This window comes from Sporomusa sphaeroides DSM 2875 (assembly GCF_001941975.2).
Taxonomy (GTDB): domain Bacteria; phylum Bacillota; class Negativicutes; order Sporomusales; family Sporomusaceae; genus Sporomusa; species Sporomusa sphaeroides.
In genome coordinates this window covers 2,616,156-2,640,308 of sequence record NZ_CP146991.1, presented here as the reverse complement: position 1 = coordinate 2,640,308, position 24,153 = coordinate 2,616,156, and the positions used below count along the sequence as shown (strand labels likewise).

Annotated in this window: 22 protein-coding genes; 16 read left to right on the top strand and 6 right to left on the bottom strand. The window is 45.8% G+C overall.

Annotation, left to right across the window (positions count from 1 at the left end):
* Positions 1–47 precede the first annotated feature (47 nt).
* From pxpB to SPSPH_RS12435, 7 genes are all read left to right on the top strand, one after another.
* Positions 48–800 carry a 5-oxoprolinase subunit PxpB gene (gene pxpB / locus SPSPH_RS12465; protein WP_075756854.1) on the top strand — a complete coding sequence of 251 codons (753 nt, stop codon included), beginning with the start codon at positions 48–50 and terminating at the stop codon, positions 798–800.
* Positions 797–1,828 (top strand): biotin-dependent carboxyltransferase family protein, encoded by a 1,032-nt coding sequence (locus SPSPH_RS12460; RefSeq protein WP_075756855.1) that lies wholly within the window; start codon positions 797–799, stop codon positions 1,826–1,828. Before pxpB ends, SPSPH_RS12460 begins: the two co-directional genes overlap by 4 nt.
* Positions 1,829–1,830: 2 nt before the next feature.
* A complete protein-coding gene (locus SPSPH_RS12455; RefSeq protein WP_083945630.1) occupies positions 1,831–2,601 on the top strand; it encodes a LamB/YcsF family protein in 771 nt (256 codons plus the stop codon).
* A 325-nt stretch (positions 2,602–2,926) separates the two neighbouring features.
* Positions 2,927–3,775, top strand: a complete 849-nt coding sequence (locus tag SPSPH_RS12450; protein ID WP_075756856.1) for a GNAT family N-acetyltransferase — start codon at positions 2,927–2,929, stop codon at positions 3,773–3,775.
* 98 nt (positions 3,776–3,873) lie between these two features.
* The gene (locus SPSPH_RS12445; RefSeq protein ID WP_075756857.1) at positions 3,874–5,001 is read left to right on the top strand and encodes an MBL fold metallo-hydrolase; all 1,128 of its coding nucleotides are present in this window, start codon (positions 3,874–3,876) and stop codon (positions 4,999–5,001) included.
* Between the two features lie 290 nt (positions 5,002–5,291).
* The gene (locus tag SPSPH_RS12440; RefSeq protein WP_233139120.1) at positions 5,292–5,696 is read left to right on the top strand and encodes a hypothetical protein; all 405 of its coding nucleotides are present in this window, start codon (positions 5,292–5,294) and stop codon (positions 5,694–5,696) included.
* Positions 5,642–6,826: a hypothetical protein gene (locus SPSPH_RS12435; RefSeq protein ID WP_233139124.1), complete on the top strand. Its 1,185-nt coding sequence runs from the start codon at positions 5,642–5,644 to the stop codon at positions 6,824–6,826. The genes SPSPH_RS12440 and SPSPH_RS12435 overlap by 55 nt, the downstream gene beginning before the upstream one ends.
* A gap of 169 nt (positions 6,827–6,995) precedes the next feature.
* Here SPSPH_RS12435 and SPSPH_RS12430 read toward each other — a convergent pair whose 3' ends face one another.
* From SPSPH_RS12430 to SPSPH_RS12420, 3 genes are all read right to left on the bottom strand, one after another.
* Positions 6,996–7,844 carry a serine hydrolase gene (locus tag SPSPH_RS12430; protein ID WP_075756858.1) on the bottom strand — a complete coding sequence of 283 codons (849 nt, stop codon included), beginning with the start codon at positions 7,842–7,844 and terminating at the stop codon, positions 6,996–6,998.
* Positions 7,845–7,895: 51 nt separating this feature from the next.
* Positions 7,896–9,290: an MATE family efflux transporter gene (locus SPSPH_RS12425; RefSeq protein ID WP_075756859.1), complete on the bottom strand. Its 1,395-nt coding sequence runs from the start codon at positions 9,288–9,290 to the stop codon at positions 7,896–7,898.
* Positions 9,291–9,431: 141 nt separating this feature from the next.
* Positions 9,432–11,411, bottom strand: coding sequence for a helix-turn-helix domain-containing protein (locus SPSPH_RS12420; protein WP_075756860.1), 1,980 nt, complete (start codon positions 11,409–11,411; stop codon positions 9,432–9,434).
* 220 nt (positions 11,412–11,631) lie between these two features.
* Between SPSPH_RS12420 and SPSPH_RS12415 the strand changes: the two genes are divergently transcribed.
* The 4 genes from SPSPH_RS12415 to SPSPH_RS12400 all read left to right on the top strand — a co-directional run bounded on the left by SPSPH_RS12415 (position 11,632) and on the right by SPSPH_RS12400 (position 13,907).
* Positions 11,632–12,192 carry an NADPH-dependent FMN reductase gene (locus tag SPSPH_RS12415; protein ID WP_075756861.1) on the top strand — a complete coding sequence of 187 codons (561 nt, stop codon included), beginning with the start codon at positions 11,632–11,634 and terminating at the stop codon, positions 12,190–12,192.
* Between the two features lie 104 nt (positions 12,193–12,296).
* On the top strand, positions 12,297–12,833 hold the full coding sequence (locus tag SPSPH_RS12410; RefSeq protein ID WP_075756862.1) for a hydrolase: 537 nt from the start codon (positions 12,297–12,299) through the stop codon (positions 12,831–12,833).
* 13 nt (positions 12,834–12,846) lie between these two features.
* Positions 12,847–13,125: a hypothetical protein gene (locus tag SPSPH_RS12405; protein WP_075756863.1), complete on the top strand. Its 279-nt coding sequence runs from the start codon at positions 12,847–12,849 to the stop codon at positions 13,123–13,125.
* 95 nt (positions 13,126–13,220) lie between these two features.
* The gene (locus tag SPSPH_RS12400; RefSeq protein ID WP_075756864.1) at positions 13,221–13,907 is read left to right on the top strand and encodes a phosphoribosylaminoimidazolesuccinocarboxamide synthase; all 687 of its coding nucleotides are present in this window, start codon (positions 13,221–13,223) and stop codon (positions 13,905–13,907) included.
* Between the two features lie 14 nt (positions 13,908–13,921).
* Here the strand turns inward: SPSPH_RS12400 and SPSPH_RS12395 are convergent, their stop codons facing one another.
* The 3 genes from SPSPH_RS12395 to SPSPH_RS12385 all read right to left on the bottom strand — a co-directional run bounded on the left by SPSPH_RS12395 (position 13,922) and on the right by SPSPH_RS12385 (position 16,292).
* Positions 13,922–14,770 carry a MurR/RpiR family transcriptional regulator gene (locus SPSPH_RS12395; RefSeq protein WP_075756931.1) on the bottom strand — a complete coding sequence of 283 codons (849 nt, stop codon included), beginning with the start codon at positions 14,768–14,770 and terminating at the stop codon, positions 13,922–13,924.
* Positions 14,771–14,833: 63 nt separating this feature from the next.
* The gene (locus tag SPSPH_RS12390) at positions 14,834–15,208 is read right to left on the bottom strand and encodes a RidA family protein (protein WP_075756865.1); all 375 of its coding nucleotides are present in this window, start codon (positions 15,206–15,208) and stop codon (positions 14,834–14,836) included.
* 142 nt (positions 15,209–15,350) lie between these two features.
* Positions 15,351–16,292: a threonine ammonia-lyase gene (locus SPSPH_RS12385; RefSeq protein ID WP_075756866.1), complete on the bottom strand. Its 942-nt coding sequence runs from the start codon at positions 16,290–16,292 to the stop codon at positions 15,351–15,353.
* Positions 16,293–16,569: 277 nt separating this feature from the next.
* Between SPSPH_RS12385 and SPSPH_RS12380 the strand changes: the two genes are divergently transcribed.
* From SPSPH_RS12380 to SPSPH_RS12360, 5 genes are all read left to right on the top strand, one after another.
* Positions 16,570–17,430: an EamA family transporter gene (locus SPSPH_RS12380; protein ID WP_075756867.1), complete on the top strand. Its 861-nt coding sequence runs from the start codon at positions 16,570–16,572 to the stop codon at positions 17,428–17,430.
* Between the two features lie 128 nt (positions 17,431–17,558).
* Positions 17,559–18,134 (top strand): TetR/AcrR family transcriptional regulator, encoded by a 576-nt coding sequence (locus SPSPH_RS12375; protein ID WP_075756868.1) that lies wholly within the window; start codon positions 17,559–17,561, stop codon positions 18,132–18,134.
* A gap of 25 nt (positions 18,135–18,159) precedes the next feature.
* On the top strand, positions 18,160–19,227 hold the full coding sequence (locus SPSPH_RS12370; RefSeq protein WP_075756869.1) for an efflux RND transporter periplasmic adaptor subunit: 1,068 nt from the start codon (positions 18,160–18,162) through the stop codon (positions 19,225–19,227).
* Positions 19,224–22,289: an efflux RND transporter permease subunit gene (locus SPSPH_RS12365; protein ID WP_075756870.1), complete on the top strand. Its 3,066-nt coding sequence runs from the start codon at positions 19,224–19,226 to the stop codon at positions 22,287–22,289. The genes SPSPH_RS12370 and SPSPH_RS12365 overlap by 4 nt, the downstream gene beginning before the upstream one ends.
* Positions 22,290–22,501: 212 nt before the next feature.
* On the top strand, positions 22,502–24,133 hold the full coding sequence (locus SPSPH_RS12360; protein WP_075756871.1) for a ShlB/FhaC/HecB family hemolysin secretion/activation protein: 1,632 nt from the start codon (positions 22,502–22,504) through the stop codon (positions 24,131–24,133).
* Positions 24,134–24,153 lie beyond the last annotated feature (20 nt).

Sequence of the window (24,153 nt, the reverse complement as noted above, 5' to 3'; positions counted from 1 at the left end):
AGGCTGCGGCAAGTCTGAGGGTGTTATTTAAATACGAGGTGACGAATATGGAAGGCGTTAGAATTCTAGCAGCCGGTGAACAAGGTTTGGTAGTAGAGTTTGCCAACAAAATAGAGGCCGGGATTAACAGGCAGGTTCACAGGCTAAGTGGTCTTTTGCTGCAGCAAAACCAAGGGGAAATCAAAGAAGTAGTGCCTACATACAGATCCTTATTGGTTTATTTTGATCCGGCACAGATTACCCGTAAGCTGCTGACAGACCGCGTTATCAGCCTTATTCATGCTGCGGCAGATGATGATAGCGGTCTGGCTGTGGCTAAGGTAATCAGCATTCCTGTATGCTATGGTGGTGAATTTGGTCCCGATATTGCTTATGTGGCCCAGCATAACGGCATTACCGAAGCTGAGGTTATTCAGATTCATACTTCAGTACCTTATCTTGTATACATGCTGGGATTTACTCCCGGGTTTCCTTATCTGGGCGGAATGTCGGAAAAGATTGCAACACCGCGGCTGCAGAAGCCCCGCACCTGTATTCCGGCCGGTTCAGTAGGTATCGCCGGCAGTCAGACCGGATTTTATCCGGTGGAGAGTCCGGGAGGGTGGCAGTTAATTGGCCGTACCCCGGTTAAAGCCTTTAATCCTAAAGCCGATAATCCGTTCTTGTTTGCAGCCGGTGACTATTTGCAATTTCAGCCAATTGGGGTTAGTGAATATGAGGAAATTGCGGCTAAGGCGGCGGCAGGCCTGTATCAGCCTGTTATCAGGGATTTAAAGGTGAAAGGTGGTTTGAATTCATGATCACAACCATTCACCCCGGTCTGTTTACTACCGTCCAGGATGAAGGTCGATGGGGGTATCAGGCCTTCGGTATGCCTGTCGCCGGCGCTATGGACCGTTATGCTTATTACGCTGCCAATATTCTTGCAGGTAACAAACCGGCGGCCGCAGTTTTAGAGATGACGCTGCGGGGCGGGCATTTCCGTTTTGAAGCAGATTATTATGTCTCAATTTGCGGTGCAGATATGCAAGCCCGGCTCAATGGTACTCCTGTTAAAAGCTGGTCAGGATTCTTGGTAGGTGCCGGCAGCGAATTGGTTTTTGATTATGCGATCAGTGGCTGCCGGACCTATGTAGCCATTAACGGCGGCATTAACACACCGGTGGTCTTAGGAAGCAGATCAACATATACGCGCGCTGCAGTAGGCGGGTTTGACGGACGCGCTTTACAGGCAGGCGATGTAATTCCTATCGGCAAAGACGCAGATGCAGCGCCCAGGAATCCCCGTTTATTGCCGGCTGAGTTTATACCCGCCTATCGCGACCAAATTGAATTGCGTGTGCTGTTAGGCCCGCAGGATGATTACTTTTCCGAAGCCGGCATAACGACCTTCTTTAACAGCACCTACTGCATTTCAACAGAGGCTGACCGGATGGGATACCGGCTGGAAGGCAGTATTATTGAGCACAAGGAGAAGGCCGATATTATTTCCGACGCATTGTGTCAAGGCGCTATTCAAGTACCGGGACACGGTATGCCGATAATTATGATGGCTGACCGACAAACAACAGGTGGATATACGAAAATCGGCACCGTTATTGGGCCTGACCTGAGCCTGCTTGCTCAAGCCAAGCCTGGTGATAGTATTGTTTTTAAAAAATGCAGTGAAGACGATGCTGCGGCCGCGTTCGCATTAGAACGCGATGCCTGTAGCAGATTGCAACAGGTAGTGGCTTATAACGAGCAACAGCCGCCAGGCCCAGCCAGACATTTCAAGATAACAGTCAATAAACAGCTTTATCATGTAGAGATTAGGGAGGTTAAGTAAAAGTGATTTCTATTGATTTAAACTGTGATATGGGTGAAGGCTTTGGTGTGTATACCCTGGGTTATGATGAAGAGGCGATGCCTCATGTATCGTCTATTAATGTCGCCTGTGGTTTTCACGCTTCCGATCCCGCCAACATGTGGAAGACCGTTCGTTTAGCCAAACAATACGGTATCGCGGTTGGGGCTCACCCCGCATTTCCTGACCTGGTAGGTTTCGGGCGGCGTTCCATGGCTGCATCGACGGAAGAAATAAAAGCAGATGTTATTTATCAAATCGGCGCATTATGGGCTTTTTGTCAGGCCGAAGGCATAAAAATGCAGCATGTCAAAGTGCATGGGGCTATGTATAATCAGGCAGAAAAGGATATCCAGGTGGCGGTGGCAATAGCTGAAGCCATTAAAGCCGTAGACCCTGGGCTTTATATGCTATGCCTGGGGAACTCCACTATGGTTGAAGGGGCAAAACAGGCAGGCGTTAACTATGTCGAAGAAGCTTTTGCCGATCGTGCCTATACTGCGCAGGGAACTTTGGTTCCGCGTAAGCAGGCCGGAGCTGTCATCCATGATGTAAGCCTTGTCTCCGAGAGGGTGTTGTCTATGGTTAAGCATAAAGAGGTCGCCGCCATTGACGGCAGCATCATACCTATTACTGCCCAGACTATCTGTGTGCATGGCGATACTCCCGGTGCTATTGATATGATTAAAGCCATCCGCCATAAATTGGAGCAAGAGGGGATAGCTTTAAAACCATTTGGTTTAACATTGAAATAGCACATGCATCAATCATCCCTCTGGTTGATGAAGACTTAGGTGTTTGAGAAGATCGTGCCAATTGGGTATTCGTAAGTGTCACAGCCAATGTGAACCTATCCGTATGATTGAGTTTGGTCACTTTGATCATACACGGGTTCTCACATTGGCTGTTTTTTGGCAAAAGGGCAAAAAAATACTTGACTTAGAGTTCACTTCAAGTGATAGTATCAATTTATGGGAGTAAAATAGAGTAGTGTTTCCATAAGCAAACAGGTAGCTTTGGCAAATTCAAGCTGATGTTCTGAAACAGGAGCTTTTTGACCATAAAACCAGATTAGCAGGAGTGAGTTCAATAGAAAAACAAGCACAGCAACTGCGCATCACCCCAGCCGTTCACCGAGATTGGCCGGTTATTGAAAAAATGTTCGCAGATGCTTTTCAGACCGACATATACTTTTACTTGATGAAACGCCGACTGGATTTAGCCAAAACATATTCTCGCTTTTCTACATCAATTGCAGCCCTGTTTGCCGGGAATACGTACTTATTACGAATGAGTAACCAGCCGGCAGGCTTCATTATGCTGAAAAAAAACAGCGACAAGTTGATGCATTTGCACTACCTCGCAATCGCACCGGAATTCCGCGGGCAAGGATTGGGCAGGGAACTGGCAGGCTTCGCCCTTACAATGGCCCGTGAATGCGGAGCCGATATATTTTTGGAAGCAGAAGCAGACAGTGCTGCTATGACACTTTACAGCAGCTTAGGGTTTAGCGCTGATAATCAATTTCACATCTACAGTCTGGTGCCGCCGTCGGTTCCACCTGCCGGATCAAAAAAAAACATTGAGTTGATACCCCTGGAAGATACTAAGGGAATGCTTATGCGGGCTAAAGAATGGCTGTTAGGCTATCAGGCCACGGTCCTGGCGTACAATCCACAGGCAGGAAAAACACTTAGTTTTCGTGTTTGCAGACCGACTTCGGGCAGTGCAGTAATCATCCACTGCAATCCCGGTAACAGCAGCAACGAAGTGCTGCAACAAGCTTTGCCACACTTGGCCTGCCACGTAAATAACCCCTGCGGCTCTTATTTGGTCCTAAGCGGTATAGACCGGACCCAAATAGATTCGCCCTGGCTGCGCGACCGTGCCGACTATGTTACTATGAGCAAGAAGCATGGTGTTGAATAGCGAAAATAAATTTGTGTGGTAAAAAACAAATTGCACATTGCAACTTGAGAAAACAAGCAAAATAAGATTACCTCAAAATTGTGCTTTGGGAGAATTACATGAAAAGAAGGTTAAGAAAAATGGTAGTAGCAGCAGTAATAGGCTTAGGCCTGTTAGCTTTAGGTATAACTCTTTATCTACAGCAGCCCAAGTTTGGCGTATTGCCGGAAGGAGCCCGTCTGGATAGAATCAAACAATCCCCCCATTATGTTGACGGGCAATTTCAAAATATAGTCCCCACTCCTAATTTTAGTGAAGGGAACAGCGTAGCTTCCGTCTGGTGGAGTTTTCTTGTTACCAAAAAAGAGCAGCGGTTAATACCGGTGGATTCCATTCCTGTTATAAAAACAGATCTTATGGCTCTGAATAAAGATAAAGATGTAATTATTTGGCTTGGTCATTCTTCGTACTTTATGCAACTTGGCGGCAAAAGGCTGCTGATTGATCCTGTATTTAGCTCATACGCAGCACCTTTGTCCTTTCTAAATAAGGCTTTTAAAGGAACAACCAGTCAATACACAGCCGAAGATATGCCGGATATCGATTATTTGCTGATTTCTCACGATCATTGGGATCACCTGGATTATCCCACTATTACTGCACTAAAACCAAAAATCAAACATGTAATCTGTGGGTTGGGGGTAGGCTCATATTTTGAACAATGGGGATTTGAAACAAAACTCATACAGGAGGCTGACTGGTTTACAGTAATAAAGCTGGAAGATAATTTTGACATCCACGTGTTGCCTGCACGTCATTTTTCCGGCCGTATGCTAAGCAAAAATAAGACTTTGTGGGCTGGTTTTGCATTTGTCACCCCTGAGCGCCGGATATTTTTCAGTGGCGACGGTGGATACGGGCCTCATTTTAAGCAAATCGGAGAAATGTTACAGGGATTTGACCTGGCAATTATGGAAAACGGCCAGTATGATCAAAGATGGCCCTATATACACATGATGCCGGAGGAAGTGGTCCAGGCTGTTGAAGAATTGAAAGCCAAAGCGTTATTGCCAGGACATGCCGGCAAGTTTGCAATTGCCAACCATCCATGGGATGAGCCGTTCAAACGGATAACCAACGCCAGCCAGGATAAGAACTATGAACTCCTTACTCCCATGATCGGGGAGCCGGTAGAACTTGATAATCACCAACAGAGTTTTTCGCGCTGGTGGGAAAGGCTTGAATAGAGGACAGAAACAGAAGCAAGCGGTGACAAGTTTCCCGTTTTATTGGGATTCTTCCACAGCTTTCAACGTTAGAATAAATGCAGGAAATCTATCATGAAGGGGCCATGCTGAAATGTAAAAGTTCAGCATGGCTCTTTAACTATTTAGACTTTCTTGTCAGCAGAAATTCGAATTGAATCATGTCAAAAATAGCATATGGGACTTTACAGGTATTCTCCTGATTAGGTAATTTACTATGGTATAAAAATAGTACTAGGGTTGCTCTTAAGTCGCAAATCGCATATGTTAATATGAACATCTTATTTGAGAGGGGAATATTATGGGTTATCTTAAAGATAAAACTAAACGACACTGTTTTTCAAAATGTAAAAAACACTGTTACCCTTCTATTCCATGGAAAACTTGTAACAGTTGTGGAACACACTGCTTTATTCCTGGCCCAACAGGAGCTACAGGAGCTACAGGAGCCACAGGAGCCACAGGAGCCACAGGAGCCACAGGAGTTACAGGAGTTACAGGAGCTACAGGAGTTACGGGAGCTACAGGAGCAACAGGAGCAACAGGAGCTACAGGAGTTACGGGAGCAACAGGAGCTACAGGAGCTACGGGAGCTACAGGAGCCACGGGAGCCACAGGCGCAGTGGGAGAAACAGGTGCCGCCGGAGTTACCGGAGCAACAGGAGCCACGGGAGTAACTGGCGAGACTGGAACCACGGGTGCTACCGGAGCCATAGGTGTAACCGGAGCCACTGGCACTACCGGAGCTACAGGTGTAACCGGAGCCACAGGCACTACGGGAGCTACGGGAGAAACAGGTGCCGCCGGAGTTGCCGGAGCAACAGGAGCCACGGGAGTAACTGGCGAGACTGGAGCCACGGGTGCTACCGGAGCCATAGGTGTAACCGGAGCCACTGGTACTACCGGAGCTACAGGTGTAACCGGAGCCACAGGCACTACGGGAGCTACGGGAGAAACAGGTGCCGCCGGAGTTGCCGGAGCAACAGGAGCCACGGGAGTAACTGGCGAGACTGGAGCCACGGGTGCTACCGGAGCTACAGGTGTAACAGGTGTAACAGGAACCACAGGTGCTACCGGAGCCACAGGAGCAACCGGAGCAACCGGAGCTACAGGAGAAACAGGTGCTACAGGGGCTACTGGAGCTACAGGAGAAACAGGTGCCGCCGGAGTTGCTGGAGCAACCGGAGCTACAGGAGAAACCGGTGCCGCCGGAGTTGCTGGAGCAACCGGAGCTACAGGAGAAACCGGAGCCACAGGTGCTACCGGAGCTACGGGAGAAACCGGAGTCACAGGGGCTACCGGAGCTACAGGAGAAACCGGAGTCACAGGGGCTACCGGAGCTACGGGAGAAACCGGAGTCACAGGGGCTACAGGCATTACCGGCCCCGAGCTTAGTTCTAGTCTTATAGATGTCACATGGCTTAGCGGCGGAGCATCTTCACTGCCAGGTGGAGCTTCCGTACCTTTCGATAGCATTCGAGCAAGTAATGGTGCTATTTCTTATGTACCAGGCTCCGGAGATTTTATCATAAGCGAACCCGGCTATTATCTGGTAAACTGGTGGGTTGCAACAGATGGCGCTCAGGCTGCAATAAGCATTACTTTTGATCTTCTATTAAATGGTAATCTGGTCTCGCAAACATCTTCGCCAATCGTATCCGGCCAGGTTGTGGGTACGGCTTTGATTGGAGTTACGGTCATTCCTTCGACATTGGAATTGATTAATAGTATGAGCGAAACTATCTTTATACCCTCAACGGCGGTACAGGGAGATATTACAATTACAAGAGTTTCATCTTTAGTTTGATGAGTATTTTCAAAAATGAAGGTCCTGCGGTTTTCCCCAATTTTTCGATCCCGCCGGAGATACTGGTGCCGCAGGTACCAATATTAACCCGGCTGTAGCTTATGCTGCGAATCTATGTGTATGTAAATATAAAATGATCAGGACACAGCAACAAGCGTGTCCTGATCATTTATCCCTTGGTGCGAAGCAAATTATAAGCTTTGGCAGAAATATTGGCAATAAAGTTACTGGCATACGGAGGCGGGCGTTGTGTGGATGTGTAAGCACTAATGAGTATCTGATCACGTCCGTCGTCGATAATGCCAACATCACATTGTATCCCGGGTAACTCGCCTACTTTATGCAGCACTTTGGTATTTTGCATAAAACGGGGGATTTCGTCATTAAAAATGGTTTTAGCCAGTTCTTCTTTTAAAATGGCTGAAAACTCTTTGCCCAGATAGGCTTCATTATAGATTGTTTCAAAGACAGCGGCCATTTCCGCAGGTGTTGTCACGCTGTGGTAACCGTATTTGGTAAATGCCTCGCGGCTATGGATTCGTGTATGGACAAGCTTGAGGTCTGTCAATACGCGAGTAAGAGCATCAGGCTTTTTTTTCTCAATATCATCTAAGAGTTCATAAAAAGCGGGGTTGTCGCTGATTGTCAGCATTTTTTTTATGTTGTTATCATAACGCTGCTTATCAGCGAGTGAAGCTTCTGAATACAAGTACTTGTACACAGCCAGTGAAACCAGCAGTTTATGGGTTGACGCCGTAGGAAAAATAGTATCCTGGTTGAAGCTGAAGGTTTGTCCGGTCTTTAGATTCCTGGCATACAAGCCGGTTTTACCGTCAAACTGATTTAATTTATTGTGAAGCTGTTTATTCCAATCAGGCTGAGATGGTGACGACGGATTGGCGGCAGGGGGAGGCGGTGCAGCAGGTGCCGGTTTTGACTGTGGCGTATTGAGGGTTCCACAAGCGCTTACAGTAAGTAAAAATAGCAACAGAAATATTGTTGTCGCTGTTTTCAACATATATCACCCTGTTTTAGTATGACGCCGACAGTGGCAGGATATGCTGGAATTTTATTGATAGACCTCAACCAATCTTCTTCTTGCACTTTTTGTCTGGCTCTTTACTTTGCTGTTTAATTTATGTTCTTCTTCTCTAAGCAGCATATAGGCTGACAGACTGGCTACTATATCTGACAGCGGATAGGATAACCAAACCCCTACAGCACCTAACTGGAAAACCTTTACCAGGATAATGGCGAGTGGCAGCATGATCATTAATTGTTTAAGCACCGACATCCAGATGGAAGCCTTGGCCTTTCCCATGGCTTGCAGATAAAATATAGCCACATAATAAATGCTGACCACCGGAAATACTGCGATCATAATTCTAAAAGCGGTAACCGATTCCCTGATTATTGCCGCATCTTCTACAAAAATGGCCATTAGCTGAGGGGCAAAAACCATGGCGATAATCCACAACAGGACAGAGGTAATAAACGCATACATACTTGTTTTTTTGATTACAGACTGCAGCCGTTTATAATTTTTTGCTCCCACATTGTAGGCCGCTATGGGCTGCATGGCTGAAGCCATGCCGAACATGGTTATAAACAGGAACATATAAACTTTAGAGACAACGCCAAGTACGATGATACCGTTATCACCTACGGCGTCAAATAGCAGGTGGTTTTGTACTCCCATCAATATACCGTCGTCTGATTCCATAACAAAGGCGGACAGGCCTACTAAAATAATCGGCAGGACCACCTGTTTATTGAAGGTAAGACCGGAGGGTATTTTATATACCTCCTTAACCTTTACATAATGGTAGTAGGCATAGAGGAAGCCGATGATTTGAGAAATGGTTGTCGCGATGGCGGCACCCTTAATCCCCATTTCCCAGTGAACGACAAAAATATAATCCAAAAATATGTTGATTAGGGCGCCGATACTGGTGCTGATCAAAGCAACTTTATTGTTGCCGAAAGATACCATGATATCTGAGATAAATACGGTCAGGCTTAAAAAGGTAGCCCCAAATATGATTATACTTAAATATTCCTGAGCATAAGGCAATATTTGCGGACTTGCGCCAAGCAGCAGCAGGATTTTTTCCGAGAAGAAATATACAATTACCGTAATGCTTATCATCAACAGACAGGATAACGAGAAACCATTATTGACAACTTTACGGGATTGCTCAACATCATTCTGGCCGTTGGCTCTGGCAAATGCGGTGGATGTTCCCACCGCGATCATAACACTTAAAGCAAGTAGAATTCTTTGTATCGGAAATACCAGCACCAGTGCTCCGATCCCCTGGGCACCGACATTTCTTCCCACAAATATTGTATCCACCATGTTGTACAGTTCGGACACTAAGAATGCCATGATTATCGGCAGCGAAATTCTAAGTAATAATTTCCCAATTTTTTCTTCTGCGAATAATTTATTATTCTCACTCATAAGAAAACCTCCATTTGTCTTACATATATTAACATAAATGGAGGTTCTGCTTCATTCACTTGTTTATCTGATGTTCTGGATTATTTTTGGTTTTTCTCAAAAACGTTTTTTCCGGAAATCTTAATTTAATCCGAAAAACTATCAATTCAGTACATTATTTAGGAGAAAAAGTACCGCCCCATAGGGTTTGATGGTGGCAACCGTATGGTATACTATAGAATTTTTTCCATAATAGAAAGATATATCAGGATGTACATACTCCTTTAATAACTCCCAATTGTCATTATCCAGCCTTTCCGGCTTGTTTAGCGCCAGCCATTTATCATAAACTGAGCCGAAGCTCCTGTCCAGGGTATATTTAGTCACTTGAAAATCATGTTTCATATTTAGAATATTTAATGATACTTTTCGTTCTTTCATTTTATCTGCAGGCTTGTTTCCATATAGTACATCCTCAGCTATTTCTGTCGGATTAAAAAGCATTATCTGGTATCCATATTCGGATTTGGTGACAATATAACCATCGCCTTTGGCAATTACCTCGTCTCCCAACAGGGATAACAGCATATAGGCGTAGTAGGAGGGTTTCTTTAAACAGTTGGAGGTAAATATGCCGGCGCCGCCAAAGAAGGTATCATTGCACAGAATGATATCTTTGGATATTTCATCTGTCATATGTAAAACCACTCTGTTTTTTAAATGAATGTAGTTATATAAAATATAAGGCACCATTAAGATAGTATCCTGCATGGCACTGAGTCTGTTTGGCGGGAAATATGGTTTAAAATCCTCAGCCTTTGCGTTCAGCCACTCTTCAATGTCATCTTCCTCGTAAATGTTGGAAAAATAATGGATAAAGTCATCAATGATATATTGTTCAACTTCTTCTGTATTGATTATCGGGATGAGGTCTAATGTTTTCAAGAAATCCAAGATGGTTTCCACCCGGGTCCAGTTGATAAATTTATGGTTTGTATCTCTGAAAATATCCATATCTTCAGAGAAAAGGCCATTCACCAGACCGTGGCTAAACTTGATTTCTCTTTGAATTTCTTCGAGAATCCGTCTATTTTCTTCTTCTAAAAGCAAATAACTGTCTCCAAGGTCGATTAAATCCGGTTGTTTATATTCATCAATGCATTCCCTGTCAAGATCGATATCAATTTTAATGATCCGATTATCATAATTATATCTATCATAGTCTTCCAGATAATGAGTAAGATAGGGGATTGCCGCATTGCTGTCAAAGTAGGTAAGCTGAGCCATATTTTCCAGCTCTTTGTCGCTAACCTTATACTTTTTGCGATATTGCATAGGTGTGCAGTTATAATGAATTTTAAAATGCTTGTTATAATATCTGACATGAGAAAAGCCTACATCTTCGGATATTTCAGAGATATTTTTATCAGTACTCAACAATAGTTTTGTCGATTCCTCTACTCTAATTTGATTTAAGTACTCATTAAAGCCATAGCCTAATGTATTTTTTATTTTATAGGATAAATACTGTGAGCTAAGATATTCTTTATGTGCAAGCTCCTGTAAGCTGACTTTGTTCATATAGTTATTGCTCAGGTATTTAACGATCCGGTGATAGCGCTCCAACTGCTCATCATCATCTTCCAAACCTTCTCCCTCATAGAAAAGATAATGAAAATGATTTAGCAGATGGTACATCATTTTCAGGAGATATTCTTCTATCTTATCTTCATAGTCGTCGATTTTAGCTACGGCTTCATACAACAATATGGAAATGTATTTTCTTAGTTCATAGTATTTTTCCTCTTCCTGAGCATTTTCTTCGGCGGCGGAATTCGTATAAAAGAATACTTCTCTGGCATCTGTATAATATTTTTCGAAGAAACCGGGATCGATACTGAGGATCAAAACTATATTAGCCGGGTCCTGCGAGCGAATACTGTAGACTTCATTTGCGTTTATTATCTCCAGTTCTTTTTCCTCTAAGGGGAAGGTTTCATTGTCGATGCTTACCTCAATGGTGCCTTTTAAGACAAATACGATTTGAATGCAATCTTTCCAGTGTATTGGGTATTCTATAATAGTAGCCAGGGCAATGTTTATTGGTAGATCTTTGATATATTCAACATGTTCTTTTCTCATATCTTTCCTCCGGGCAGAGACAATGCGAGATTGTCCCGGAAATACTGTTTGTACCTTCGCGAGCTACTATCTCTATTATAGTCAGCATTTCTGGAAATATAAAGATAATATTGTTCATTGGCTTTAGCAGGATTTTTTGTATTTATATGGTATGTATATCTAGTAAGAACATTTCGCAAATATCCAGATATCACGAATATAATTAAAGGAGGCCAATACTATGTCGAAGAAAAAAATCGGAGTTTTGGTAGGGAGTCTTCGTAAAGAATCGTTTAGCCGGAAGCTTGCCAGGGCGTTGATGGCGCTGGCTCCTGCAGCCTGGGAGCCGGAGGAGATTGAAATAGGTCAGCTTCCCCTGTATAACCAGGATTTTGATGATGAAGGAACTCCGCCTGCTGCCTGGACAGCTTTTCGCCAGCACATGCAGAATTTTGATGCCGTGCTTTTCGTAACGCCGGAGTACAACCGTTCAGTTCCCGCAGTCCTGAAGAATGCTCTGGATGTCGGGTCGCGCCCGTATGGTCAGAGCATATGGGATGGAAAACCCGGCGCGGTAATAAGCGTATCACCGGGAGCATTAAGTGGTTTTGGCGCAAACCATCATCTAAGGCAGTCGCTGGTTTTTTTGAATGTCCCGACCATGCAGCAGCCTGAGGCTTATATTGGCAATGCAGCCGAGCTCTTTGATGACAGCGGTGCTCTTACGAATGAGAATACTCGCCAGTTTTTGAAAAAAATTATGGAAACTTTTGCAAACTGGGTTGAGAAGAATTCTATTTAATTTACGTTCGCCTGGACTTTGTTTAAAGTTTAGGCGAATTTTGTTTAGCACGTGTTTGTATATGGGAATAAACAAATATTTATTGAAACAGGAGGAAGCCGGTTATGCGTATTACAAAAGAAGATTCCCTGGTGCTGCTGATTGATGTCCAGGAGAAGCTATATCCTCATATGAACAACAAAGAAAAGTTAAGTCAAAAAACAATTACTTTGCTTAAAGGAATAACCGCCCTGGGAATACCACTGACAGCAGCAAGGCAATATCCGCAGGGCTTGGGAGATATTATTGAAGAGCTTCGGCCTTACGGCAGCGAATGCTATGATAAAGTTACTTTTAGCTGCTGCGGTAACGATAACCTTATTGCCAGGCTGCGCGAGTCCGGCTGCAAATATGTTATTATAGCAGGGATTGAAGCACATATTTGTGTCCTGCAGACAGTCATTGATCTAAAAGCGTTAGGTTATCTACCGGTAGTGGTAACCGATGCAATTAGTTCCCGTGAACAGCAGGACTATGAAATTGCCTTGCGGCGGATGGAATATAAAGGTGCGATTCTTACAACAGTAGAGTCAATCTTGTTTGAGCTTTGTCGTGAAGCGGGAAATGAAGTATTTAAAACGATTTCACGGCTGGTAAAATAGGGGGCAATATTGCATGAGTAGAGAAAAAATGTTGAACAGAGAGTTAATTGTTCCTAAGATTAAGGAATTTTGTGCGGAATTTTACCGCGAATTTACGGTTTCCGATTTGATCCATAAAGGCGGACACCGTCATCGAGTAGAAATAGAAGCCGATGGTTCGAAGTTTTTCGTCGATTTCCATTTCCGGGCAAACGGGAGCACTTCCATTGATATATCCAGCGGGCACCACCTTGATAAAAAACAGCAAATTAAGACTGCCATACTCAGTGATTCCACTTGTCTGATAGTGTAGAAAAAATTGTTAGTAAAAGGACTTTTGTACATAAATATGCTATAATAACTAACAGATTAATTGCAAAAATATAAAAGTGGAAGAGGATGTTGTTGATGAAGCTTGTTTATTCAGGAAAAACAAAAGATGTATTTGCCTTAGAAGATGGCAACTATTTGCTTAAATTTAAGGATGATGTCACCGGCACTGACGGTGTATTTGACCCTGGTGCCAATACCGTGGGCTTAACCCTGGAGGGAGCCGGCAGGGCAGGGCTTAGACTAACCAAGTTCTTTTTTGAAGCGTTAGGCCAAAAAGGAATACCAACACACTATATTGATGCCAACCCTGAAGCGGCGACAATGACAGTGAAGCCGGCGACTGTTTTTGGCAAAGGCCTGGAAGTTATCTGCCGTTATCGGGCGGTGGGAAGTTTTCTGCGCCGCTATGGCATGTATGCCGCCGAAGGTCAGTCGCTGGATGCTTTTGTTGAAGTCACATTAAAAGATGATGACCGGGAAGACCCGCCGATTACTAAAGATGCCCTGGCGATGCTGGGCCTGCTTTCGGCGGAGGAATACGAAGTGCTCAAGGCGTTAACCCAGCAAATCGGTAATATCGTTAAAGAAGAACTGGCAAAAAAGAATATCGAGTTATATGATATTAAGTTTGAATTTGGCCGGATCGGCGCAGATAAGCAGATTGCGTTGATTGATGAGATATCGGGCGGCAATATGCGCGCCTTTAAGGACGGCAAATATATTGAGCCCCTGGTTTTGGAAAAATTGATGCTGGAAGGCTAACCCCGGCGAAGATGCTAATACAGGCCGGTTTTGGCCATATATTTGTCCAGAGTTTTTAGCCGTTCCCGTCCTTGCTGCCCGGAGATTTTACTGATCAGACTGATCAGTATTTCCATAGACAGAACCATGCCGGCAATGGAATTGGCAAAACTTACTGATTCAATATCATTGACAATCACCTTTACCGCCCCGGCTGTTATCGGGGCGGTAATTTTGTCAGTCAATACCACGATATGGCAATGGGCTTCCTGTGCTATTTCCAGAACGATGGCTGCATTTTGGGAATACCGTGGCAGGCTGAACAGAATTAAAATATCCTTTTCCCCCATATCAATGGCTTCATCTTCAAAACCGTCTTTATGATTGACTCGCCTGACATTGGGCAGTACATGGGAAAGTATTGTTGCAAAATAATCGGCCAGTCCTGCTGTGTTCCGGAAACCTGCAATATATTTTTTTTCTGCGTTTACAATCATTTCGGCTGTTTCCTGGTATTTCCCATCAGTGTTATTGGCAAAATCCAATTCGGCTTTTCGTATAAAGTTCTGACGGACAAGTGACGGAATCTCTGTTAATGCAATAGCATCGGCTTTTTGTTTTTTTTCATAAGGCACATGCGATAGGCTGGCGAGGTTTCCATTGGACAGAGCCTCTGCCTGAATGGCTTTCCGGAATTCCGTGAAACTGGAAAAACCCAGAGTCCGGGATAGCCTGATGACCGAAGTGTCGCCTACACCAAGCTCTCTGGCCAGGGCAGTTGATGTCATAAAGCAGGCTTTGTCTTTGTTGCGAAGTACGAATTCATAAATGATTTTCTCATTTTTGGTTAGCTTGACAGCATAGCCTCTTTCTTCAAGCGTCATAAGCAGCTCCTTTTTCAAAAAAGCAGGCATACCATTGTATACCTGCTTTTATTCTGTGCGGCGTTATTTATTAATTTCCGCAATGGCTTCTATTTCAATAAGACAGCCGTGGTTCAGTTCTTTTATGGGAACAGTAACTCTGGCAGGCTTATGGTCGCCGAAAAATTCCTTATAGGCATCATTGACTTCACCCCATTGGCTGGCAGCGGTTATATAAACCCGGCACATAACGACAGCTTCTTTGGTAACGCCGGCAGCTTTCAATACGGCTTCCATTTTCTTTAACGCCATAATGGTTTCGGCTCTGATGCCGCCTGCGGCTGGTTTTCCTGTTGCCGGGTCTGCGGAAGTCTGGCCTGATACATACAGGGTGCCATTGCTAATGATACCGGGAGTATAATGCCCGGCCGGTATAGTATCGGTAAATATCTGTTTCATAAGTCATATCCTCCTTTGTCCGATGACTAACCCGCTCTAAGACTCCTGCTTCTGCAAGCGGGAGTTAAGAGCGGCTAAGTCCCTGGATAATTCCGACTAAGATTCAGATGGGGTTAAAACCTCATCTGAATCAAGTCTCCATTTATAATTTAGCCAGTTGACTGAGGCTGACATTACCACCGGAAACCAGGAAGCATACCTTATCCTCTTTGGCTATCCGGAGGCTTCCCTGCAGGGCGGCGGCAATTCCGATGGCGGAAGAAGGTTCGGCCAGTATTTTTCCTTCCAGGAGCAGTGTTTTTACGCCACAGGCCAGATATTCTTCCTTCACGCCGACAACGTCGTCTACATATTTTTGAAAAATGGGGAAGTTTTTTTCGCCAGGCTGCAAGGTTAGCAGCGCATCGGCCAGCGATGCTTTTTCTTCTACCAGTACTCTTTCGCCGGCCTTGCGGCTTTTTTCATAGCGGGAGAGAACGGCCGGTTCCGCCCCAATGACTCTCACGTGGGGATTAATGGCTTTTACAGCAGTTGCAATACCGCCGATGAGTCCGCCGCCGCCAATGGGAACCACAACACAGTCCACATCCGGCAGTTGTGCCATGATTTCCAGTCCGGCAGTGCCTTGCCCGGTGATGATGTCATAATCATCGTAAGGGTGAATGATGGTATACCCATACTGATCGCTTAATTTTTTCGCAATGATATGCCTTTCAGCCAGTTTGCACTGTACAATTTCCGCATCCAGGGCGCGGATTCCGTCAACTTTGATTTGGGGAGCAGTATCCGGCAAAACAATGGTGGCTTTAATCCCCAACAGCTTGGCGGCAAAAGCGACTCCTTTACCGTGATTGCCGGAAGAAGCGGCAACAACTCCATTTTGCAGCTGTTCTGCCGGTAAGGAAAGCATTTTATTTAACGCGCCACGAATTTTAAAGGAGTTGGTTTTTTGCATGCATTCCGCTTTTACATACACCTGGCAGCCTAACAGTTCATCCAGTTCTGCCAGGCGAATGAGCGGTGTTTCGAAAATATAAGGTGCAAGCTTTTGTTTGGCCTGTTGGACGGCTGCTAATGTAACCATAATTGGACACCTCCGCTTAAATATAAATATTCATATTTAAAATTATAATAAATATTTATATTTATTATAATTTGTTCCCGGAGTGGTGTCAATCAAGGAGGGAGATTCTATTATGGCAGCATTTGGCTGAACAGATGGGCGTACTCTGAACTTGTGCAGGGAAAGGATTGCTCAGCCGATGTAAGACTTTTTTCTGTTTCTCTAAATTTAGGTAAGAAGGCAATATTCTCAGATACGGCGAAGTACAGAATAAAGTTGGTCGGGAGGGGAGAACAAGGTGAGTAGTTTTGCATTGCTCTTGGTTATAATAGCCGCATTTTGCCATGCGGGGTGGAATCTCCTGGCCAAAAAAGCGTGCGGCGGTACTGCCTTTATCTGGATTTTTGCCACTCTGTCAACCGTATTATATTTTCCGTTGGCGTTATGGGTGATGGTAGTGGAAAAACCGCTTATTGGTACCTATCAAATTGCATTGATTCTGGGCAGCGCCGTGCTGCACTCGGTATATTTCATTTTACTGGACAAAGGTTACCGCTTTGGTGATCTTTCAGTTATCTATCCTCTTGCCAGAGGGACCGGGCCATTGCTTTCGGTAATAACAGCAATCTTCCTTTTGGGGGAACAGCCTACGGTGATAGCTTTAACCGGCGCTGTATTCATCGGCATCGGAATTCTCATTATTACAGGCAACCCTTTTGGCAAGAAAGAAAAAAGCGCCCGCCAATCCATTCTCTATGCCTTGTTTTGTGGTGCCGCAATTGCCGGCTACACCGTCGTAGACAAAGTTGCCGTCAGTGCTTATTTGATTCCGCCGCTGCTGATGGATTGGTCCACCAATGTCGGGCGGGTCATTTTGCTGACACCCTATTCTCTGAAAAACTGGGATAAGGTTAAAGAACAATGGTCAGCGCATAAAAAAGAAGCCATCGGGGTAGCTATACTATCGCCGTTGGCCTATATTCTTGTGTTAACGGCCATGGTATTCAGTCCTGTCAGTTATATTGCGCCGGCCAGGGAAGTCAGTATCTTGATTGGCGCTATTCTTGGGGCAAAACTTCTGTCAGAAAGCGATTTCAAAATCAGATTGGCCGGGGCGGGCGTTATGCTGCTCGGGCTTGTTGCCTTAGCTGTTGGATAACGCTTGTTCCACCGGCTGAACGAAGCTGCCAAACTGGCTATTGATTTTTGGAAACTAAAACACTATAATAGTTTATAGGTGGAAAAGATAATAACATGCGGTTAGTAATATATACGAGGAGGAATACAGTGAATGACATAAAGAACCTTATCCTTGATAAGGCCAGGGAACGAATGGAACGCTTTGGTTTTAAGAAGACGACTATGGATGAAATCAGTAAAGACTGCCGAATTTCCAAGAAAACAATTTATGAACATTTTACAGACAAAGAGGACATGTTCCAATGTTTGCTCTCACGTGAATGGCATAAAACGATAGAGCTGCTATTTGCGCAAATAGACGGGGTGCCTGACCCGCTTGAACGGCTGGTGCTGTTAATCCGCCAGTCAATAGCGTACTTTAACCAAGAGAACTTTATCACCAAAATATTAAAAGATGACGAGCTGTATTGGGCTTTTGTCAACAGAAAATATCATGAAATGATTGATGAAGAGATTATTTCACTGATTGCCCGGATTATTCGCGAAGGCAAGCAGCAGGGGAAGTTTCGTGATGTTGATGAAACGATTGTGGCTTATGCCGGATTTAAGTTATTCCAAGCTTTCAGCTATGCCCGTACAGGGCCGCTTCGCCAGGAGCAGAATGAGCAGAAGTATACTGAGGAGCTTATTGATTTTATTGTCAATGGGCTTGTAAAGAAGTGAATCCAGGGTAGGGGGAGGATTTTCCATGAAAAAGTCCATGGTTAACTGTGGCGTGATTTTGCTTTTGCTTGTATCGGTCAGTCTTACGGGATGCTCTAAAACGGAGCCTGTCAAGGAAGAAATGCCGCGTGTTCGCTCACAGGTAGTGAACTTGGCTGCTTCCGGGCAAGAAGCCGCTTATTCCGGCGAAGTGCGGGGAAGATATGAGACACAGCTTGCATTCCAGGTCAGCGGGAAAATTTTAAAACGCAGTGTAGAACTTGGCAGTGTAGTTAATTCAGGGGATGTTCTAATGGAAATCGACGCCAAAGACATCACTCAAACGGTAACTATTACTTCAGCCCAGGTCGCTTCGGCCCAATCCCAGCTGAGTTTAGCCGAGGCCAACCTCGCGCGTTATCGGAAGTTATATGAAGAAGGGGCGGTCAGCCATATGCAGCTGGATCAATTCCAGAATGCATATGAGGTGGCCTTAGCTAATGCCCGCCAGGCAACCGCCCAGTATACTCAGGGAGCTAATCAACTGGGCTACAGCACTTTGCTGGCCGAAAGCGCCGGTGTCATTTCCGGCATACATGCCGAAGCCGGGCAAGTAGTGAGTGCCGGTCAGCCGGTTATTACCCTAGTGACAGATGGTGAACGGGAAATTGAAATCCATGTACCGGAAAATCGTATTGATGAAATGCGTAATGCCCGGCAAGTCCGGGTCAGCTTTTGGGCACTGCCGGGTGTTACTGTAGAGGGAACTGTCAGAGAGGTTTCCCCGGTGGCAGACAAGGTGGCCAGAACCTATAAAGTCAGAATCAGCTTAATCAATCCGCCGCCGGATATTCAGTTAGGGATGACTGCCAGTGTAGCGGTGGCAGATTCCAGCGGTCAGCAGGCGGTGTATATTCCGCTGACGGCCATCTATCAGACTGGTGATACACCAAATGTATGGGTGATTAACGACGGGATCGTAAGTTTGCGTCCGGTGAAAGCCGGTGTTTTTGGTGATGGCAGGATTCAGATTCTCGAAGGCCTGCAGCAAGGAGATGTGATTGTTACTGCCGGAGTCCAAAAACTGCGGGAAGGACAAAAGGTGCGGCAATGAGCAATTTTAATCTGACAGAGTGGTCGCTTAAACATAAACAACTCGTGTATTTTTTCGTTTTCCTGGTTTTTGTGGCAGGCATATTTTCCTATCAGAACTTAGGCAGAATGGAAGACCCTGATTTTGTCATCCGGCAGATGGTGGTGTCGGTCGCCTGGCCGGGAGCCAGTGCCAGAGAGGTAGAAGAACAGGTAACCGATAAAATCGAGAAAAAGATCCAGGATACTCCTGGTTTAGATTATATTAAAAGCTATTCAAAACCAGGGCAAGCCGTTATTTATATAAATCTAAACGAAGCGATGCCGGCAAAAGACATCCGGCCAACCTGGCTTGAAGTACGCAATATGGTTAATGATATCAAAGGCACATTGCCGCAAGGCGTAATCGGTCCTGCATTCAATGACCGGTTTGATGATGTATTTGGCAATATTTATGCTCTCACAGGAGCTGAATACAGTTACGAGGAACTGCGGGAAGAAGCCGAGCAAATTCGCAGGACTTTGCTGGCTGTAAATGATGTAAAGAAGGTTGAACTTGTCGGCGTACAAGCAGAAAAGATTTATGTTGAAATGGAAAGCAGCAAGCTTGCGGGGCTCGGGATCGACCCCGGTATTATCATTGCTGCGGTAAAAGAGCAGAGTGCGATGACGGCTTCCGGCATGCTGGAAACATCCTCAGACAATGTATATGTGCGGGTATCGGGGCTGTTTGAGAACATTGAAGCTCTCCGGAATATGCCGATCAGGGTAAATGAACGGACATTCCGGTTAGGTGATATCGCCAGGGTTGAACGCAGCTATGCTGACCCCATGGAACCGAAAATGTATTTTAACGGGCAGCCGGCAATCGGTATTGCGCTTTCTATGGCCGATGGGGGAAATATCCTTGAGCTGGGAGAGGAATTGACGAAAACTGCTGCGGTGATTAGAGCAGAATTGCCTCTTGGCATGGAATTAAGCCAGGTATCTAATCAGCCCCAGGTGGTTAAAGACTCTATCAATGAATTTGTGAAAACCCTGTGCGAAGCTATCATCATTGTGTTGGCAGTCAGCTTCTTCAGTCTTGGTGTTCAATCAGGCATTGTAGTGGCTCTGTGTATTCCCCTGGTTATTGCCGGAATCTTTGTTTTCATGGAGAGTATGGGCATCGCTCTGCACAAAGTATCGCTGGGCGCGCTGATTATGGCCTTGGGATTATTGGTTGATGATGCGATTATTGCCATTGAGATGATGACGGTGAAACTGGAGGAAGGCTGGGGACGCTTTGAGGCGGCCTGCTATGCGTATACGGCCACTGCCTTTCCGATGCTTACAGGCACGCTGATTACTTGTGCAGGCTTTATCCCGATCGGTTTTTCCAAAGGCATGGCAGCCGAGTTTACCAGCAGTCTTTTTCCGGTTATCACCATCGCTCTTTTGCTTTCCTGGATTGTATCGGTTATGGTTGCACCCTTGCTGGGTTATCGGTTAATTAAACCCAAACATGCGGCAACGCCAGGCCACAATATCCATGACACCAAGTTTTACCGGATGTTCCGGCAAATACTTGTATGGTGCCTCAGTCATAAAAAAGCAGTGCTCAGCACAACGGCAGCCTGCTTTATCGGTTCTATCTTTTTATTAGGGTTTGTCAGACAGGAGTTTTTTCCACCCTCGATCCGGCCTGAACTGCTGGTGGAAATGACATTACCGGAAGGTTCATCCTTAGCCGCAACTGAACAGGAGGCCCAAAAGTTTGCCGACAGTCTGACCGGTGATCCTGATATCGAGAGCTACAGCTATTATGTCGGCAAGGGATCGCCGCGATTTATTCTTACCATCGAACCCCGGCTGCCGGCCAATAACTTTGCCCAGTTTATCATTGTAGCCAAAGATGTGGAAGCCCGTAAAACCTTGAATCATAAACTGGAGCAGCTATTTGACGAGCAATTCGAAAATGTACGGGGGAATATCAAGCTAATTCAGACTGGTCCGCCTTCGGCGTATCCTGTCATGCTGCGGGTTACCGGCTATGACCATGAAGAGGTGCGGGAGCTCGCCAATCAGGTAAGGGATACTATGGCGGCAGATCCCAGCCTGAAAAATATCAATTTTGACTGGAATGAAAAAAGTAAGGTCATGCGTTTGACTGTTGACCAGGATAAGGCCAGAATGCTGGGAATTAACAGTCACGGACTGGCGCAGGATTTACAGACCCAATTATCTGGCGCCACCATTGCCGAGTTTTATGAGCAAGATCGAACAGTTGGCATTGTATTTCGCATTGACGCCCAGAACCGCAAAACTTTGGCCAGTATTAAAGATTTGCCGATACACATTGGCAACGGCAAATTTGTACCATTAGAGCAAATTGCCAATATCAGCTATGATGCGGAAGACGGGTTAATCTGGCGCTATGACCTTAAGCCGACAATTACCGTACAAGCCGATGTAGTTGCCGGTATAACCGGCAATGACGCTACCAAAGAAATCTATGAAAGCCTAAAGCCGGTACGTGAGAGCCTTCCGCCCGGATATAGCATTGACATTGGGGGAGCGTCTGAAAATAGTAAAACCTCTGTCGGATTTTTGCTTAAAACCGTTCCGGTAATGATCCTGGTTATTATGGTATTGCTTATGCTTCAACTGCAAAAAGTATCTTTGATGGTGCTTACTCTGCTTACCGCACCTCTCGGCATCATCGGGGTCAGTGTGGCCATGCTGCTGACCATGCGGCCGATGGGGTTTGTGGCTGAGCTTGGAATCTTAGCGCTTAGCGGGATGATCATCCGCAACTCGGTTATTTTGATCGATCAGATTGAACAGCACCGCAAAGCAGGCGAGACACCGTGGGACGCCATCATTAATTCAACCATCGTGAGATTTCGTCCTATCCTGCTTACGGCAGCGGCAGCGATACTCGGAATGCTTCCCTTGGTTCCAAGTACTTTTTGGGGACCAATGGCAGTGGCGATTAGCGGTGGCTTGCTTGGCGCAACTATTATGACGCTGCTTGTTTTGCCGACAATGTATGCGGTATGGTTTAAAGTGAAACCGGAGACGGAAGAGACCTACACTGATTGATATATTACCATTTCATTTACGATTTACATGGGGAAAAGGGACCTGGCTTAAAGCCAGGTTCTTTTTCTATTTCCGTTGCTTATCTCTGAGGGATATTTGAGTGATGGAAATTCCATCCATAGAGATAATGTAAAAGCAGTATTATTTTTGTATAATTCTATCATTACCATGACATAGTTTGTCATATTTCGAGGGAGGGATGGAGATTAATCATGAGTCGAAGCCATAGATATGGGAAAAAAACAAGAAAAATAGCGATTATTGCGGTTGCCCTGCTGATGGGGACAGGCTTATTTATGCCTGCCGGTCATGCTGCCGGGCAAGGGGGAGATAGCCCGACAGTTGTCGTCAGCCAGTACCGCTTCAGCGGCGGGCAGGAGCTGGCAACTGACAGTGATTTGGCAGCCTTATTGGACGATAGCATTGGCAAACCGGCTACTATCAAGGATTTGGAACAGCAAGCCGATAGCATTACTCGTTATTTGCGTTCCAAGGGCTACTTTGTGGCCTTTGCCTACATTCCGGCCCAGGATTTTGCCAACGGCCAGATCAATATCGCGATTGAACCTGGCCGGTATGATCAGGTTATTATCAATAATGCAACAAAGATCCATGACAATGCCATCAAGCGGGAACTGGGCAAAGTAGCCAGCGGCGCCATTGTGGAAAAAAAGAGCCTTGAACGGGCGGTATGGCTGATCGGTGATCTGGCAGGTGCGGAAGCCAAGACTTCCTTGCAGGCCGGGTCTCAGCCGGGGACCACCACCCTGACCATCAACGTAAAGCCGGAAGGCAAGGAAACCTGGGGTTATGTGGGGGTGGACAATGGCGGCTACCGCTATACCGGTCGAACTCAGTATACGGCGCTGGTCAACCGGGCCAATCCCTTCAAAGAAGGCGACCTGTTGACTGTCAGCGGCCTGTATACCGGCAACGGCCAGAAAAACGGCAGCATCTCCTATACCACTCCGGCGCTTGATCAGGGCAGCCGGTTTGGCATCAGTTATGCCAGATCAAATTATCTCTTAGGCGGGCCCTTTACCGTCTTGGGGATCACCGGCACAGCCGACACACTCAGCCTGTCGTATCAGAAAAACCTTCAACGTTCCCGCAATGCCAACTGGTATGGCCAAATTCGCTTTGACTCCAAGGACCTGAAAGATGAAGTGGAACTGCTTAACTACAAAAGCCGCAAGCACGCCAACAACTGGGTCATTGGTATCAACGGCGATACGTTGGACACCTGGCAGGGCGGCGGCAGCAATACTTATTCCTTTACCTACACCAAAGGCGATCTTGACCTGCGCGATGCAGACAGCCGGCTTGCTGACGCCGACGCGGTTACCGGCCTGCACACTAACGGTTCATTCGGCAAGTACAACCTCAATCTTACACGTTTGCAGCATATTCGCGAACGCCTGGCTCTCTACCTGACCTATAGCTATCAATGGGCGGACGAGAACCTGGATCCGTCAGAAAAAATGTATCTGGGCGGTCCCTACGGAGTCCGCGCTTACCCTGTTGGCGAAGCATCCGGGGATGAGGGCTGGATGGGAATGGCCGAATTGCGTTGGAACCTGCCGGCCAAAGAAGGGGCAAAAGACACCTGGCAGCTCATCACTTTCGTAGATGCCGGTTCAGTTTCGCAGAATAAATATCCTCTGGCTATCAGTACCGAATCCAACCGCCGGTCACTTTCCGGTATGGGTGTGGGGGTTAACTGGAGCCGGGAAAACAATTGGGCGGCCCGCCTGCATTATTCGTGGAAGCTTGGTTCCGAAGAAGCGCAATCTGATGACGATAAGTCGGGGCGCTTTTGGTTTCAGTTATATAAATTCTTCTAATCGAAACTGCCGGATACTAT

What these genes read in the sequence shown, in the direction of transcription:
- SPSPH_RS12420 (WP_075756860.1), bottom strand. Translation starts at nt 11,411, where the DNA reads ATGAGAAAAGAACATGTTGAATATATCAAAGATCTACCAATAAACATT.
- SPSPH_RS12365 (WP_075756870.1), top strand. Translation starts at nt 19,224, where the DNA reads ATGAGCAATTTTAATCTGACAGAGTGGTCGCTTAAACATAAACAACTC.
- SPSPH_RS12415 (WP_075756861.1), top strand. Translation starts at nt 11,632, where the DNA reads ATGTCGAAGAAAAAAATCGGAGTTTTGGTAGGGAGTCTTCGTAAAGAA.
- SPSPH_RS12400 (WP_075756864.1), top strand. Translation starts at nt 13,221, where the DNA reads ATGAAGCTTGTTTATTCAGGAAAAACAAAAGATGTATTTGCCTTAGAA.
- SPSPH_RS12360 (WP_075756871.1), top strand. Translation starts at nt 22,502, where the DNA reads ATGAGTCGAAGCCATAGATATGGGAAAAAAACAAGAAAAATAGCGATT.
- SPSPH_RS12445 (WP_075756857.1), top strand. Translation starts at nt 3,874, where the DNA reads ATGAAAAGAAGGTTAAGAAAAATGGTAGTAGCAGCAGTAATAGGCTTA.
- SPSPH_RS12390 (WP_075756865.1), bottom strand. Translation starts at nt 15,208, where the DNA reads ATGAAACAGATATTTACCGATACTATACCGGCCGGGCATTATACTCCC.
- SPSPH_RS12430 (WP_075756858.1), bottom strand. Translation starts at nt 7,844, where the DNA reads ATGTTGAAAACAGCGACAACAATATTTCTGTTGCTATTTTTACTTACT.
- SPSPH_RS12395 (WP_075756931.1), bottom strand. Translation starts at nt 14,770, where the DNA reads ATGACGCTTGAAGAAAGAGGCTATGCTGTCAAGCTAACCAAAAATGAG.
- SPSPH_RS12440 (WP_233139120.1), top strand. Translation starts at nt 5,292, where the DNA reads ATGAACATCTTATTTGAGAGGGGAATATTATGGGTTATCTTAAAGATA.
- SPSPH_RS12410 (WP_075756862.1), top strand. Translation starts at nt 12,297, where the DNA reads ATGCGTATTACAAAAGAAGATTCCCTGGTGCTGCTGATTGATGTCCAG.
- pxpB (WP_075756854.1), top strand. Translation starts at nt 48, where the DNA reads ATGGAAGGCGTTAGAATTCTAGCAGCCGGTGAACAAGGTTTGGTAGTA.
- SPSPH_RS12385 (WP_075756866.1), bottom strand. Translation starts at nt 16,292, where the DNA reads ATGGTTACATTAGCAGCCGTCCAACAGGCCAAACAAAAGCTTGCACCT.
- SPSPH_RS12405 (WP_075756863.1), top strand. Translation starts at nt 12,847, where the DNA reads ATGAGTAGAGAAAAAATGTTGAACAGAGAGTTAATTGTTCCTAAGATT.
- SPSPH_RS12425 (WP_075756859.1), bottom strand. Translation starts at nt 9,290, where the DNA reads ATGAGTGAGAATAATAAATTATTCGCAGAAGAAAAAATTGGGAAATTA.
- SPSPH_RS12370 (WP_075756869.1), top strand. Translation starts at nt 18,160, where the DNA reads ATGAAAAAGTCCATGGTTAACTGTGGCGTGATTTTGCTTTTGCTTGTA.
- SPSPH_RS12460 (WP_075756855.1), top strand. Translation starts at nt 797, where the DNA reads ATGATCACAACCATTCACCCCGGTCTGTTTACTACCGTCCAGGATGAA.